Genomic DNA, 14,675 nt, shown 5'->3' with positions numbered 1-14,675 from the left:
GACTGATCAAATTTCCGCGTCAATAATTAGCGCTGAAACGGATAAATGCTGCCCAATTTTAAAATATGAGTAAGTTCGTCTAACGCGCTGCGAGTTTCTAATAACAGCTGAGGATCGGCTAAATCTGCTGGTAACAGTCGGTCACGATAATGACGTTCAACCCATTTAGTGAGAATCTCATAGCGTTCATCTGTCAGTATCACATGACTATTTACAGCGTTTAATTCTTCTTGATTCATTGCAACGCGCAGACGTAAACACGCTGGGCCGCCGCCGTTTTGCATACTTTGTTTCACATCGAAATACAGCACTTGTTTGATGGGAGTGCCCATTTCAAGCAACTCATCAAGGTACGCTTTCACTCCTGCATGCTCTTCACAGTCGCTAGGGGCGATAATCGCCATGTCTCCTGATGGCAGGGTGATAATTTGCGTGTTGAAAAGATAGGTTTTGACCGCATCGGTGACAGATACTTTGGCGCTGGGCACTTTGATAAGGTGAAGTTCACCCTCAAACTTATCGCGCAGTTCTTGAAGTTTCTGTTCGCGGTCAAAAAATGCCTGCTCATGAAACAGCAGCACATTTTGGTTGCCGACCGCAATCACGTCGTTGTGGAACACGCCCTGATCGATGACTTGCGGATTCTGCTGCAAAAATATGCAGCTATCATCGTCTAACCCGTGTAGGCGTGCGATGGCTTGTGATGCTTCTAGTGTCTGCCTTGCTGGATATTTCTGTGGTTTCGGCATTGAGGAATTAAAGACCGATTGGCCGTAGACAAAAATCTCCACGCCCGATTCATCAAATTGCTGACAAAGACGGGTGTGATTGGCCGCACCCTCATCGCCTAAGCTGGCATGCATAGGTAAGGGCGCGTGATGTTTAAAATGCCGCTTATCGTAAAACATTGCCTGCAAAATACGGCTGGTGGTGTTGGCTTCGATGCTGCGATGAAATTTGTCGACCAAATTCGCCGGAGTAAAATGGATTTTTCCGTCGCTAGTATCGGCACTTGGCGATACCGTTGCGGCATTTGCGGTCCACATGCTGGAGGCGCTGGCGCATGCTTGTAGCCACTGAGGCGCTGTTTTAGCGGCTTTTGCCAATACTTGTGCATCGGTGCCAGAAAACCCCAATTCGCGCAGTGTGTAAACGTCAGGGCGCTCCTGAGGAGCAATAACCCCTTGGACTAGGCCCATATCCGCTAACGCTTTGGCTTTTTTCAATCCTTGCAGGGCAGCAGCTTTAGGATTTGAAGGTGCTGCGGCGTTTTGACTGGAGGCGACATTGCCAAACGATAGCCCTGCATAGCTGTGTGTAGGGCCTACTAGGCCGTCGAAGTTGGCTTCGAACTGTTTCATCTCGTCCCCTTGAGAAATTTAAAATCTTGTTAAATTTGCCACCAGTATAGGGAAGAATTTATCGACGACAAGCGAGGTTCTGATGCTCAAAATCAGCGGGAACGCCAAATTTGAATAACTATTACTTGCTTACCGTTAAATAATGAAATATTAATTTTTTAAGATGAAATATTATTTTTTGAATATTTTTCTGTGTTTAAAAATTGACTCCCTGTCATACATAAAAGTGGGATTGACTTGAAACTGGGTCAACAACCCTCTATATATGGTGGCAAATTTTACCTTTCCGAGAATTTTGGCGCACTGAATAATGGGAAAATCGCTAGTTATTGTCGAATCACCGGCCAAAGCCAAGACTATAAATAAATATCTTGGTAAAGAATTTATCGTGAAATCGAGTGTTGGGCACATTCGAGATCTGCCTACCTCATCTACTGCCGAGTCCAATGGGAAAAGCGTTTCCGCTGCTGATGTGCGCAAGATGTCGCCTGAAGAAAAGGCGTTGTATAAGCAGGAAAAAGAGCGCAAAGCGCTTATTGCTCGCATGGGGATCGACCCTGAGCATGACTGGAAAGCCAGCTATCAAATCTTGCCTGGGAAAGAAAAGGTTGTAAAAGAACTTAAATCACTTGCTGAGTCGGCTGACCAAATCTATCTCGCAACGGATTTGGACCGCGAAGGGGAAGCGATTGCTTGGCATTTGCAACAAGTGATTGGTGGTGATGAACAACGCTTTAAGCGGGTGGTGTTCAACGAAATCACCAAATCTGCCATTCAGGATGCGTTTAGTCATCCGGGCGACCTGAACAACAATATGGTCAATGCGCAGCAAGCGCGCCGTTTCCTTGACCGTGTGGTGGGCTTTATGGTGTCGCCACTGCTGTGGAAAAAGGTTGCGCGCGGCTTATCCGCAGGGCGGGTGCAATCTGTAGCAGTGCGTCTAGTAGTTGAGCGCGAAGCTGAAATTAAAGCATTTGTTCCGGAAGAGTTTTGGGACGTGCATGCCAATCTGCAAACGCCTTCAAGTGCGTTGGAGATGGAAGTTGCTCGTTTTAATGGCGAAGCCTTTGAACCTAAAAATGAGCAGCAAGCATTAAAAGCGGTAGCTGATTTGCAGCAGCAATCTTTCGTGGTTACCGCCAAAGAGACCAAAGCGACGCAGAGCAAACCCTCCGCGCCGTTTATTACGTCCACCTTGCAGCAGGCCGCCAGTACGCGTCTTGGTTTCGGGGTGAAGAAAACCATGATGTTGGCACAACGCCTTTACGAGGCCGGTCACATCACCTATATGCGTACCGACTCGACCAATCTGAGCCAAGAGGCACTCGACAGTGTCCGCAGTATGATCGGCAAAGAATTTGGTGAGCGTTACCTGCCGGCCGAACCATTACGTTATGGCAACAAGGAAAACGCGCAAGAGGCTCACGAAGCGATCCGTCCATCTGATGTGAGTGTTGCAGCAGTCTCGCTGACAGATATGGAGCGTGATGCGCAACGTTTATATGAACTGATTTGGCGCCAGTTTGTGTCTTGTCAGATGACACCTGCGCAATACGATGCTACGCGCTTAACTGTTACAGCCGGTGATTATGAGCTGCGGGCAAACGGACGAGTGCTCAAGTTCGATGGTTGGACGCGGGTGCAACCTGCGCTGAAGAAAAAGAATGATGAAGAGGTCACGCTGCCGTTTGTGGAGCAGGGTGACAAGTTAGATTTGAACGAACTTACACCGAAGCAACATTTTACCAAACCGCCTGCACGTTACAGTGAAGCGTCGTTGGTGAAAGAGTTAGAAAAGCGTGGCATTGGTCGTCCATCCACCTATGCAGCGATTATTTCTACCATTCAAGACCGCGGCTATGTTCGTGTCGAAAATCGTCGTTTCTTCGCCGAGAAAATGGGCGAAATCGTCAGTGAGCGTTTGTTAGAAAACTTTAGCGAGTTGATGAGCTACGACTTTACTGCCGAAATGGAGCAAACCCTTGATGACGTTGCTCATGGCGAGTTGGAGTGGAAACAAGTCCTTAACAAATTTTACGGCGAGTTTACCGAAAAATTAGAACAGGCTGAGCAGACGCCAGAACAGGGCGGTATGCGTCCAAATCAGATGGTGTTGACCGATATCGTCTGTCCAACCTGTGGTCGTCCAATGGGCATTCGCACAGGGACTACCGGTGTATTCCTCGGTTGCTCGGGTTACGCCTTACCGCCGAAAGAGCGCTGCAAGACCACCATGAATTTGGTACCCGGTGAAGAAGCCATCGCCGACGGTGAAGATGCAGAAACTGATGCACTGCGTGCCAAACATCGTTGTGGCAAATGTGGCACGGCGATGGACAGCTATCTGATTGACGAAACGCGTAAGCTGCATGTGTGTGGTAATAACCCGTCATGTGATGGTTACGAGGTGGAAGCCGGCCAATTTAAGCTTAAAGGGTATGATGGCCCGCTTATCGAGTGCGACCGCTGTGGCTCAGATATGGAGCTTAAAAACGGGCGTTTCGGTAAGTATTTCGGTTGTACCAATAGCGAGTGTAAAAACACCCGTAAGCTGCTGAAAAATGGTGAGGCGGCACCGCCAAAAGAAGATCCAATCCATTTGCCTGAGTTGAAATGTGAAAAATCTGACGCCTATTTCGTATTACGAGATGGTGCAGCAGGGATTTTCTTGGCGGCGAGTACCTTCCCGCGTTCACGCGAGACTCGTGCACCTTTGGTGTCGGAACTGGTGAGTTGTCGTGATCAACTCTGGCCTAAGTACCAATATTTAGCGGATGCACCAGCACAAGATGATGCGGGTAATCCAACCTTGGTGAAATTTAGTCGTAAGACAAAAGAACAATACGTCGCCAGTGAAATCAGCGGCAAGGCCAGCGGTTGGGCGGCGCATTACCAAGCGGGTAAATGGGTGAGCACCGGTTCCGCTAAGAAAAAGTAAGCGGATATTAAGTCCAATAAAAAACCCTGCATCGCAGGGTTTTTTATTATCTTACTAAAACTTCAGGACTTGAATGTCAGCGCTCAACAACGGGCATCTAACAACAGGTGTGATATCTGGGTTACCACTTCTTTTTGGGTTGGAAAATCACATCAATATCGTTTTCTTCTTTCTTGGTTGTTGCTGCCGCTGGCGCGTTGGTTTTCACTGCACTGTTAATCTCATCCAACAGCAATTTAGCCTCTTCAACTTTCTTACCTATGAAGGGATCATTTGGCGTTTGTGCCTTAATTGCATTCAGTGTACTCAGTGCTTTAGTTACCATCTGCCGAGATGAACCATATTGCTTCATATAACAGCTTGAACGCGCTCTGGATAACATGCTTTCAACGTTAATGCGCAATTGCAGGTTATTAATACGACCTTCTTCATTAGCGAACACTGTTGGATCTAATTTACCTTTATTGTGTTCATCTCGAACGATGGCACGCAGCTTTTTCAGTGTTTGAACGAGAGTCAGGATTTGGCGATCGTTATCCGGCAGCTTAAATGACTCAAGTGAGGGAATTGATGCCCCGGAACTTTGTTGGGTGCTAATTAAACTATCGAGGTCAAGAATGCGGCGCTCATAGTCGCCACGTTGCTGCGGTGGTACGAGTTGTAATGCTTGTACGGCAGCATCTCTGATGCGGCGATACAGCACTAAGCTTACATTGGGCGAGCATGGAAACATACCGGTGTTAGAGAGGACTTCTTCGGTTTCTTCCATAATCGAGCGTTGTCGCGTAAGTTCGGTGCGACGCACCGCTTCAGCTCGTTCCTTTTGCTGCTGCATAGCATTGAAAACGATCACGACGACCAACAATGCTCCGATTAACAGCAGTACTAGGGTAAAGGCCATAGTCTTCTCGTTAATTTTATAATTTTGTTAATAATATAATAAATCGATTTAGTGAAATAGATATCTTTTACCTGCTTTTTTATGCGCTTGCACACAACTCAGCAGTCTGGGGGATATATATTCCAGATTGAATTATTGATTGCGATGCTCTATAACCAATGATTATAGTATCGCGCTACCAACTCACAAATTCTGGCATTTTGCGGAACAGGAATTCAAGGACTAGACAATGAAACTGCAGCAATTGCGATATATTGCCGAAGTAGTCAACCACAACCTCAATGTTTCGACTACCGCCGAGAACCTTTACACCTCACAACCGGGGATTAGTAAGCAGGTTCGTATGTTGGAAGATGAGCTGGGTATTCAAATCTTTGGCCGTAGTGGCAAGCACCTTACCCATGTGACCCCAGCGGGGCAGCAGGTGATTCGAATCGCCAATGATATTCTCGGTAAAGTCGAAAGTATCAAAAAGGTCGCAGAGGAATATACTAAACCCGATCAAGGCGATCTCAATATCGCCACCACTGATACACAGGCGCGTTATGCCTTGCCACACATTATTAAACAATTCATTCAACGCTATCCCAAAGTGAATTTGCATATGCATCAAGGCAGTCCGGCGCAGATCAGCGAAGCGGCTGCTCGTGGCGATGCTGACTTTGCCATAGCAACAGAAGCGATGCACCTCTATAGTGATTTGATTATGTTGCCTTGCTATCACTGGAACCGTTCTGTGGTGGTGCAAAAAGACCACCCACTAGCGAGTCGTAGCCATATCTCCATTGAAGAGTTAGCGCGTTTCCCGCTGGTCACTTATGTGTTTGGCTTTGACAAAGCGTCAGAAATTGAAAAAGGCTTTAAGCGCGCCGGTGTTGAGCCTCGGGTGGTGTTCAGTGCCACGAGTGCGGATGTGTTGAAAACTTATGTGCGTTTAGGTTTAGGGGTGGGGATTATCGCGTCAATGGCGGTTAACCCGCAAATTGATACCGATTTAGTTGCAATTGATGCCAGCCACCTGTTTGCCCATAGCACCACTAAAATCGGTTTCCGTAAGGGCAATTTCCTAAGGGGCTACATGTACGACTTTATTGAGCGGTTTGCACCGCACTTGACTCGAGATGTGGTTGAAAAGGCAGAGGCGATTAAAGATTCTACGCTGATTGAAGAGATGTTTGCCGATATGGATCTGCCAGTTCGCTAATCTCTATGCGCCGATTAAAACAAAGCCTGCAAAATTGCAGGCTTTGTTGTCTTTAACATTCAACAATGTTGACCGCCAGCCCACCTTTGGCGGTTTCTTTATATTTGCTGCGCATATCTTTGCCGGTATCCATCATGGTTTTTATCACTTTATCCAGCGATACCTTGTGGTTACCATCGCCGCGTAGTGCTAAGCGCGATGCATTAATTGCCTTGACTGCGCCCATCGCGTTGCGCTCAATACAAGGGACTTGCACTAAGCCGCCCACGGGGTCACAGGTGAGCCCTAGATTATGCTCCATACCGATTTCAGCGGCATTTTCGACGTGAGACACTGTGCCGCCCATGATTTCAGTCAATGCCGCTGCGGCCATAGAGCAAGCAACGCCCACTTCACCTTGGCAGCCGACTTCGGCACCGGAAATTGAGGCATTTTTCTTATACAGAATACCAATCGCTGCCGCAGTTAATAAAAAGCTGCAGCAGGTATCTTCATCGACTTTCTCAACAAAGGCATCGTAATAGCACAATACCGCAGGGATAATCCCCGCCGCGCCGTTGGTGGGCGCGGTAACGACGCGTTCGCCCGCAGCGTTTTGCTCATTTACTGCCATGGCGAATAAATTCACCCAATCCATGGTATTGAGTGGATCAACGTTGTGTTTGCTTTCGGCTTTTAGTCGACGATGTAACGCTGCCGCGCGGCGACGCAGTTTTAATCCTCCCGGTAGAATGCCTTCTTTCTTGCAGCCCTTATCCACGCATTGCTTCATGGTTTGCCAGATCTGCCACAACTGCTGTCTTACTTGCGTTTCAGCGCGTTGACTGGTTTCATTCGCCATCATTAATGCGGCGATACTCAGGCCATTGTCATGGCAAAGCTGTACCAATTCTGCAGCGGTATCAAAATCGTAGGGTGCCTTTTTCATTGGCGTTGCAGGCGAAGCATTCTTCGCAAGAATTTCATCCTGATCGAGAATAAAACCACCACCAACCGAGTAATAAGTGCGCTCGCAGATCACTTGCCCCTGTTGAAGAGCATACAGTGTCATGGCATTCGCATGGGCAGGCAGAGTTTTGCGACGGTGGAACGTAATGCCCTGTTCGCGGGTGAATTTTACCGAGCGGCCAGTGGATAATGGCAGGCACTGTTGTTGCTCAACCAGCTGTAGAATGGCGTCGATGCTATCGGTATCGACGGTTTCAGGCTCTTCCCCCATCAACCCGAGAATAACCGCTTTGCCTGTGCCGTGGCCTTTACCTGTTTGCCCAAGCGAGCCAAAAAGCTCAGCTTGCAATTCATCAACCTGAGCCAGTAACCCTTGTTGTTGCAGGTGGGCGATAAATTGCTTACCCGCTTTCATTGGCCCAACGGTGTGGGAGCTTGACGGGCCAATACCGATTTTGAACATATCGAAAACGCTAATCATCATAGAATCCTGATTTCAGCTTTATTATTATGCGTTCGCCGTAAACAGCGTTGATTAGGCTGTTACATCGATTTAAATACCGTTACTCTGGAACGATATTTCAGTGCTATGTCGCTCAGTATCCCACAAACAACAGCCATATTTGCATTAGATATTTTTATCGATGTTTAGTCGCATTAGTCAGATTAAAATAACTGACCATAACCGTTTGCAAAGTATAGCTGAGCGATGAAAGGCTACCGAGTTAACGCTGTGTAATGATGAGAAATTGTTTGGAGTAAGGAAGGCCCATGAGTTATTTGATGCTGGATATCGAAGGCACCACCCTGCAAGCGGATGAAGCGGACGTTTTACAACATCCAGCCGTTGGCGGCTTGATTCTGTTTAGCCGTAACTATCAACATCGACAGCAGCTCAATGAGTTAATCGCCGCGATTCGAGCAGTTAAACCTGAGATTATTATCGCAGTGGATCATGAAGGTGGCCGTGTACAACGCTTTCGAGACGGCTTTACCCAAATCCCGGCGATGGGCGATATTCTGCCTGCCGCCAAGGATTTAGCGGAAGCGCAGCGCTGGGCAAAATCGTTAGGATTTTTAATGGCCACAGAGCTTCTGGCATGCGACATCGATTTAAGCTTTGCGCCAGTGCTTGACCTTAACGGTGTCAGTGAGGTGATTGGCACGCGCAGCTTTTCAGCAAAACCGGATGAGGTTATCGCGCTCGCATCGGCATTTATAGACGGAATGGCGCAAACCGGGATGGCCGCGGTCGGTAAGCATTTCCCTGGGCACGGCAGCGTGGTGGCTGATACGCATCACGCCAGCGCGATCGACCCACGCGAATTGGCGGCAATTTCGGCGCAAGATATGCTGCCGTTTAAGCAATTGATTAACGAACAGAAGGTGCAGGGCATCATGCCTGCCCATGTGATTTATTCGGCGGTAGACAACCAACCAGCGGGCTTTAGTGAGTTTTGGTTGCAGCAGGTGCTCCGTCATCAGTTGAATTTCAACGGAGTGATTTTCTCCGATGATCTCGGCATGAAAGGCGCTGCAGTTGCCGGAGACTACCGCGCTCGAGCCCATGCCGCATTGAACGCGGGCTGTAATATGGTGTTGGTGTGTAATGATCCACAAGGTGCACGCTCATTACTAAATGATTTTGATTGGCCAACTGCCGATAACGCCTTGTTCGCGGCACTTAAGCCTGATCCGCTCAAAGTGATGCAAGCGCTCGAGAATGAACCTGAGTGGCAACGTGCGATTGCCATCGTTCAGCAGATCCGCGCTGCATAATATTTGATATGGCACAACAAATTTGATCGAGATCTCAGTTAGCTTGAATAGAACCGTAGTGACGTAAAAGGAATACTTGGATGATTTTATACCTGCACGGTTTTGATGCTACCAGTCCCGGCAACCATGAAAAGGTGCGTCAGTTGCAGTTCATTGATGACGATGTACGTTTGGTCAGTTACAGCACCCTGTATCCCAAATATGACATGCAACACTTGCTCAATGAAGTAAATAAGCATCTCAAACTCACCGATGATAAACAGCCGTTACTGCTTGGGGTTGGTTTGGGAGGATTTTGGGCTGAACGGGTAGGCTTTCTGTCGGGTATGCGCACTGTTCTGGTGAATCCTAATCTGTGGCCAGAAGAAAACATGCAGGGCAAAATTGACCGTCCAGAAGAGTATGCGGACATTGCTGATAAATGCGTTAGCGAATTTCGCCGCAAAAATCGCGGAAATGCCTTATGTTTATTATCCGCGCAAGATGAGTTACTCGACAGCGAGCGCAGCGGCAATTTATTAGGCGAGTATTATCAGGTGATTGTGGATAAAAATCAGCCACACAAATTTCCGTCGCTCTCAAGTCACCTCACCAGTATTAAGGGATTTAAATTTAGCGATTAATATCGTCAGCAAACTTTGCTTTTTGCTGCCAGTAGTGCTTGATTTAACAGTAGAACTCGAATGAGGGGGCTGTGATGAAACGCGTATTGCTTACAGTAAAAGGCAAAGTGCAGGGCGTAGGATATCGACGATTTACCTTACAAAAGGCGCGTGCCTTAGGGCTGACCGGCTATGTCTGTAATTTGGAAAATGGCGATGTTGAAGTGTTAGCGCAGGGCGCTTACCCCGCCGTCGACCAGTTGATTGCCAGTTGTGAAGCTGGGCCATTCGCGGCCGATGTCAGTCATGTGTTGGTTGAAGACGATGAGGGCGATGAGATTTATCTCGATTTTTCAGTCACTGGCTGAAGCCAAATGCACTTCAGCCAGCGTTAGCTGTCTTGATTAATGGACCCCGTTCGGCGTAGTTGATTCAGGCGCTGTTGATTCAGGTGGCGTATCGGCGCTGTCGTCAGCTTGCTCTTCCGCTTCCACCGCGACACCAGAAGGCTGTTGCATCTTTCTTACCTGTAACAACATTCCCATCCGTGGATGATCGAAGTAATGGATTTCAGTGCTTCGAATACGGCGGTTTTGCTCCATAGGTGCCACGCCTAAAAACGGAATGATGGATGGTGTGGTGTCCGAGGTGGCATCGCCTTCCAAGGTTTTCTGCTCAAGTGCTCGTAAATTAAAGCGAGTTTCCACAAACAGATAATGATTTAGATAGATGGTGAGTAAGCCGTCAAATTGCCAAACGGGAGCCGTTTGATTGCCATCCTGTTTGAGTTCATCAAAACCATAACGGTTAGATTTTGCTTCCACCGATACTGGCATTCCATTGGCTTGGAATTGCTCGGCATAATCTTTACCTGCAAACAGATGCAGTGGCTGCGCATTGCTGCGTGGCTTCATCTCTTGCTGCCATGTCATATGCAGCAGTGGTTGAATTCCACCTTGGCGATTTAACTTGGCGATGTAGTTCTTAAAATTGGCGTTATTCGCACCGAGTAACACCGCAGATGGCACCGCAGCCGAATGCTGGTTGGCTGGCACAACTTGTACCGGTAGTTGCTTGGGCAATAGCAGTTTGTTGGCACTGGTAAGACCATGACAAGGTTGCTGATTTGGTGTTTTTTGTGAGGTCGTCAGTGTGGTATCTAGAGTGGCGTTAACCCCAAAATCTTGGCTGCTGACATTGTTCCAATTGCGATTACCACAATCGCCCAATGCCATGCTTACGCCGGTGATATCATTGGCCACTTGTGGGGTAATTAAATCGATGGCGTTATCGGTTTTTAAGGTGAGTGGCGTGGACGGCCAGTGTTCGTCGCTTACTGCTTGGCGTTCAAACACAAAAATCTCAACTTCATACCAAGGGTATTGGGCAGCTTGCGCCGCAAATGCACTTAGTCCTGCCAGTGTTGCTAACAGACATTGTTTAATCACGCTTGGTCTCCCACCCTGTGTTGCGATAACTGCGCTAATAGCAGCTGTGCGGTATCGAGTCGTTCTTTGCTGCTCTCCATCGCCATGGCAAACTTTAACTTATTCGGTCCGTCCATTCGATAGATTTGTGGTTGTGATTGCAGTAAGCCAATGATAAAGCCTGGGTCGATCACATGGTCGTTATTAAACTCTAAACTGCCACCACGGCTGTGCATTTCTAGCTTTTTGATGCCGAGCACAGTGGCTTGATGTTTAAGTAAGGTCATCGCCATGAGATTCTTGGTTTGCTCGGGTAACAGACCAAATCGGTCAATTAACTCAACTTTGAGTTCATCGAGCGCAGCTTCGGTGTGGCAGTTGGCGATGCGTTTATATAAGGATAGGCGAATATTCACATCGCCGACATAGTCCTCTGGCAACAAGGCCGGAATACGAAGTTCCATCTCGGCTTGTTCGTTCAGCATTTGTGCCAGTGATGGTTCTTTACCCTGTTTCAGGGCTTTTACAGCCGACTCCAGCATCTCCATATACAGGCTAAAACCAATTTTGGAGATATGACCGCTTTGTTCTTCACCGAGCAATTCACCTGCGCCACGAATTTCTAAATCTTGGGTCGCCAACATAAAGCCTGCACCCAAGTCTTCCAGCGCATCGATTGCTTCTAAACGTTTGCGCGCATCAGCGGTCATTCGCTTCGGATGGGGCGTCATTAGATAAGCGTAGGCTTGATGGTGTGAACGGCCAACGCGTCCGCGTAATTGGTGTAACTGTGCCAGACCAAAGTTATCGGCACGTTCAATAACGATGGTATTGGCGCTTGGCACGTCAATTCCGGTTTCGATAATCGTGGTACACACCAGCACGTTAAAGCGGCGGTGGTAGAACTCTGACATAACCCGTTCAAGTTCCCGTTCCCGCATCTGTCCATGGGCGACAATCACCCGTGCTTCCGGCACCAATTCGCGCAATTCTTCTGCGGCACGCTCGATACTCTCGACGTTATTGTGCAAGTAATATACTTGACCGCCGCGCAAAATTTCCCGCTGTACTGCTTCACGAATGGTGTTCTTATCATATTCGCGCACAAAGGTTTTCACTGCTAACCGTTTTGCCGGTGGCGTGGCGATTATCGACAGATCACGCATGCCGGACATCGCCATATTGAGGGTTCGCGGAATCGGCGTCGCTGTCAGCGTTAGGATATCCACGTTGGCACGCAGCGCTTTGATTTTCTCTTTTTGACGCACCCCAAAGCGGTGTTCTTCATCGATAACCAATAACCCTAAATCCTCAAACTTCACTTCTGAGTTGAGCAACTTGTGGGTGCCAATCACGATATCAACCTTGCCTTCGGCCAGTGCCTCAATCACTTGATTTTGCTCTTTGGCGGTACGGAAGCGTGACATCACTTCAATCCGCACTGGCCAGTCAGCAAAACGGTCTTTAAAGTTTTCAAAATGTTGTTGGGCGAGCAGGGTCGTAGGCACTAACACCACCACCTGTTTGCCAGCGTTTACCGCGACAAATGCTGCGCGCATTGCCACTTCGGTTTTACCAAAACCCACGTCACCACACACCAGACGATCCATCGCGGTGGCCGCCTGCATGTCATTCAGCACAGCGTCAATCGCATTCTCTTGGTCGACGGTTTCTTCAAATGGAAAACTTTGGGCAAACTGGGCGTATTCGGTGTCATCCAGCTCACAGGCAAAGCCGGGGCGTGCTTGGCGACGGGCATAGACATCTAATAGCTCGGCCGCGACATCACGGATCCGCTCAATCGCCTTTTTACGTGCCTTCGCCCAGCTTTCATTACCCAGCTTATTGAGTGCTGGCTCAGCTTCTGGCCCTGTGGTGTAGCGGCTGATCAGATGTAGCGAAGACACCGGCACATACAACTTGTCGCCACCGGCATATTCAAGCTTTAAGTACTCGGCGACCATGCCGCCAGTATCTAAGGTTTCCAGACCTTTATAGAGTGCAACCCCGTGCTCGATATGCACAATCGCTTGGCCGACTTTTAACTCGGCCAGATCGCGGATCAGCGCATCTTGACTGACTTGACGTTGTTTATCGCGGCGGCGCTGCTGTGAAATACGCGCACCAAACAGCTCTGTTTCACAAATGATGCTGACATCGGGAGTCGCTAAACGACAACCTTGTGACAACGGCGAAACAATTAAGCCAATGCTGTCTTGCGCCTTGATAAAGTCGGCTATGTTGTTAAACCTCACTGGCTTAACATTAATCTTACTCAGCAGCTCTTGCAGCGCTTCGCGGCGACCTTCAGATTCGGCACTAAATAACACTCTGCTGGCGCCAGTTACCATGTAGTCGGCAACGGCGGCCAAGGGTTGGCGAAGCTTATGGTTAACGGTTAAATCGGGCAGTGGTTGCAGTGCCGCGTGCAACTGGTGTTTTTGCTCGGTGGCAGCCAGTTGCACTCTCGGTCTTGTTTTTAATTCGGCAAATAGCTGCTCATTTAAAAGATAGAGATCTTGCGGCGCTAATAATGGCCTTAATGGGTCAACGCGGCGGTCTTCATAGCGTTGTTGGATCTGCTTTAAATGCTCATCTGCGGCGCTGGCTAAGTCACCCACGGTCAGCAGTTGCACTGCGGGGGTCAAATAGTCAAACAGGGTCGCGGTTTCATCAAAAAACAGCGGCAGATAGTTTTCAATGCCCGCTGGCATGATGTGGCGGCTAACTTGTTGGTAAACCGATTCTGGCTCTTTAACCACCACTTCAAAATAGCGGCGATAGCGTTGGCGGAACCCTTCAATCGCGGCGTCATCAGTTGGAAATTCACGCGCTGGCAGCATGCGGATCTCATTGACCGGCGCTTTTGACAACTGACTATCCGCTTCAAAATAGCGAATCGATTCCACTTCATCGTCAAATAGTTCGATCCGCAGTGGTTCGTTCGACCCCATTGGAAAGATATCGATGATGGAACCTCGGATGGCAAATTCGCCATGCTCATAAACTTGGCCAACATTATGATAGCCCGCATCCACCAAATATTGGCGCATCTGCTCCAGCGGATATTTGTCGCCTTTTTTCAGCAACATCACATTGGCTGACATAAAAGATTTCGGCGGCAAACGCACCATCAGCGTGCTGACCGGCACAATCAATAAACCTTTATTCGCCGTTGGTAGGCGAGACAGGGTTTCTAAGCGTTGTGAGATCAAATCCTGATGCGGTGAAAAGCTATCAAATGGCAAGGTTTCACGATCGGGAAACAGCCATACCGGCAGTGAGTCGGCCAGCAGATAACTCAGTTCGGCTTCTAGCGTGATCGCACTAGGTGTATCCGGGGTGATTAGTAACGAAATACCTGAATGCGCTTTGCTGAGTTCGGCCAGCGTTAGCGCGCGTGCAACACCGTCAGTAACGTTAAGAAAACGCACATCGCCAGCTTGAGTAGCGCTCGGTGGCGCTAGAACAGAAAAAGTGGTCATTAGTGGTGGAAAATCAACTGCTCGCAACGA

General features: G+C 48.5%; 10 protein-coding genes. 5 read left to right on the top strand and 5 right to left on the bottom strand.

What is annotated here, in order from left to right; all coding sequences use genetic code 11:
• Positions 1-26: 26 nt before the first annotated feature.
• A complete protein-coding gene (gene astB, locus JYB87_RS11625; protein ID WP_207353659.1) occupies positions 27-1,361 on the bottom strand; it encodes an N-succinylarginine dihydrolase in 1,335 nt (444 codons plus the stop codon).
• 310 nt (positions 1,362-1,671) lie between these two features.
• On the opposite strand from astB, the gene topA reads away from it, so the two are divergent.
• A complete protein-coding gene (gene topA / locus JYB87_RS11620) occupies positions 1,672-4,299 on the top strand; it encodes a type I DNA topoisomerase (RefSeq protein ID WP_207353658.1) in 2,628 nt (875 codons plus the stop codon).
• Positions 4,300-4,420: 121 nt separating this feature from the next.
• On the opposite strand, the gene JYB87_RS11615 is transcribed toward topA, so the two are convergent.
• Positions 4,421-5,200 (bottom strand): hypothetical protein, encoded by a 780-nt coding sequence (locus JYB87_RS11615; protein ID WP_207353657.1) that lies wholly within the window; start codon positions 5,198-5,200, stop codon positions 4,421-4,423.
• Positions 5,201-5,429: 229 nt separating this feature from the next.
• Here JYB87_RS11615 and cysB point away from each other — a divergent pair, with 229 nt between their 5' ends.
• Positions 5,430-6,404, top strand: a complete 975-nt coding sequence (cysB, locus tag JYB87_RS11610) for an HTH-type transcriptional regulator CysB (protein ID WP_207353656.1) — start codon at positions 5,430-5,432, stop codon at positions 6,402-6,404.
• 52 nt (positions 6,405-6,456) lie between these two features.
• Here the strand turns inward: cysB and JYB87_RS11605 are convergent, their stop codons facing one another.
• Positions 6,457-7,833, bottom strand: a complete 1,377-nt coding sequence (locus JYB87_RS11605) for an L-serine ammonia-lyase (RefSeq protein WP_207356686.1) — start codon at positions 7,831-7,833, stop codon at positions 6,457-6,459.
• Between the two features lie 290 nt (positions 7,834-8,123).
• Between JYB87_RS11605 and nagZ the strand changes: the two genes are divergently transcribed.
• The 3 genes from nagZ to JYB87_RS11590 all read left to right on the top strand — a co-directional run bounded on the left by nagZ (position 8,124) and on the right by JYB87_RS11590 (position 10,101).
• Positions 8,124-9,131 (top strand): beta-N-acetylhexosaminidase, encoded by a 1,008-nt coding sequence (gene nagZ, locus JYB87_RS11600; RefSeq protein WP_207353655.1) that lies wholly within the window; start codon positions 8,124-8,126, stop codon positions 9,129-9,131.
• Positions 9,132-9,211: 80 nt separating this feature from the next.
• Complete coding sequence (gene ycfP / locus JYB87_RS11595; RefSeq protein ID WP_207353654.1) at positions 9,212-9,754, top strand: alpha/beta hydrolase YcfP; 543 nt, start codon at positions 9,212-9,214, stop codon at positions 9,752-9,754.
• 74 nt (positions 9,755-9,828) lie between these two features.
• Positions 9,829-10,101 carry an acylphosphatase gene (locus JYB87_RS11590; protein ID WP_207353653.1) on the top strand — a complete coding sequence of 91 codons (273 nt, stop codon included), beginning with the start codon at positions 9,829-9,831 and terminating at the stop codon, positions 10,099-10,101.
• Positions 10,102-10,137: 36 nt separating this feature from the next.
• Here JYB87_RS11590 and JYB87_RS11585 read toward each other — a convergent pair whose 3' ends face one another.
• Together JYB87_RS11585 and mfd are read right to left on the bottom strand one after the other, a co-directional pair.
• On the bottom strand, positions 10,138-11,181 hold the full coding sequence (locus JYB87_RS11585) for a peptidoglycan binding protein CsiV (RefSeq protein ID WP_207353652.1): 1,044 nt from the start codon (positions 11,179-11,181) through the stop codon (positions 10,138-10,140).
• The gene (gene mfd / locus JYB87_RS11580) at positions 11,178-14,645 is read right to left on the bottom strand and encodes a transcription-repair coupling factor (RefSeq protein WP_207353651.1); all 3,468 of its coding nucleotides are present in this window, start codon (positions 14,643-14,645) and stop codon (positions 11,178-11,180) included. The genes JYB87_RS11585 and mfd overlap by 4 nt, the downstream gene beginning before the upstream one ends.
• Positions 14,646-14,675 lie beyond the last annotated feature (30 nt).

This window comes from Shewanella avicenniae (genome assembly GCF_017354945.1).
In the GTDB taxonomy this organism is placed as follows: domain Bacteria; phylum Pseudomonadota; class Gammaproteobacteria; order Enterobacterales; family Shewanellaceae; genus Shewanella; species Shewanella avicenniae.
This window is presented reverse-complemented; position numbering and strand designations above follow the sequence as displayed.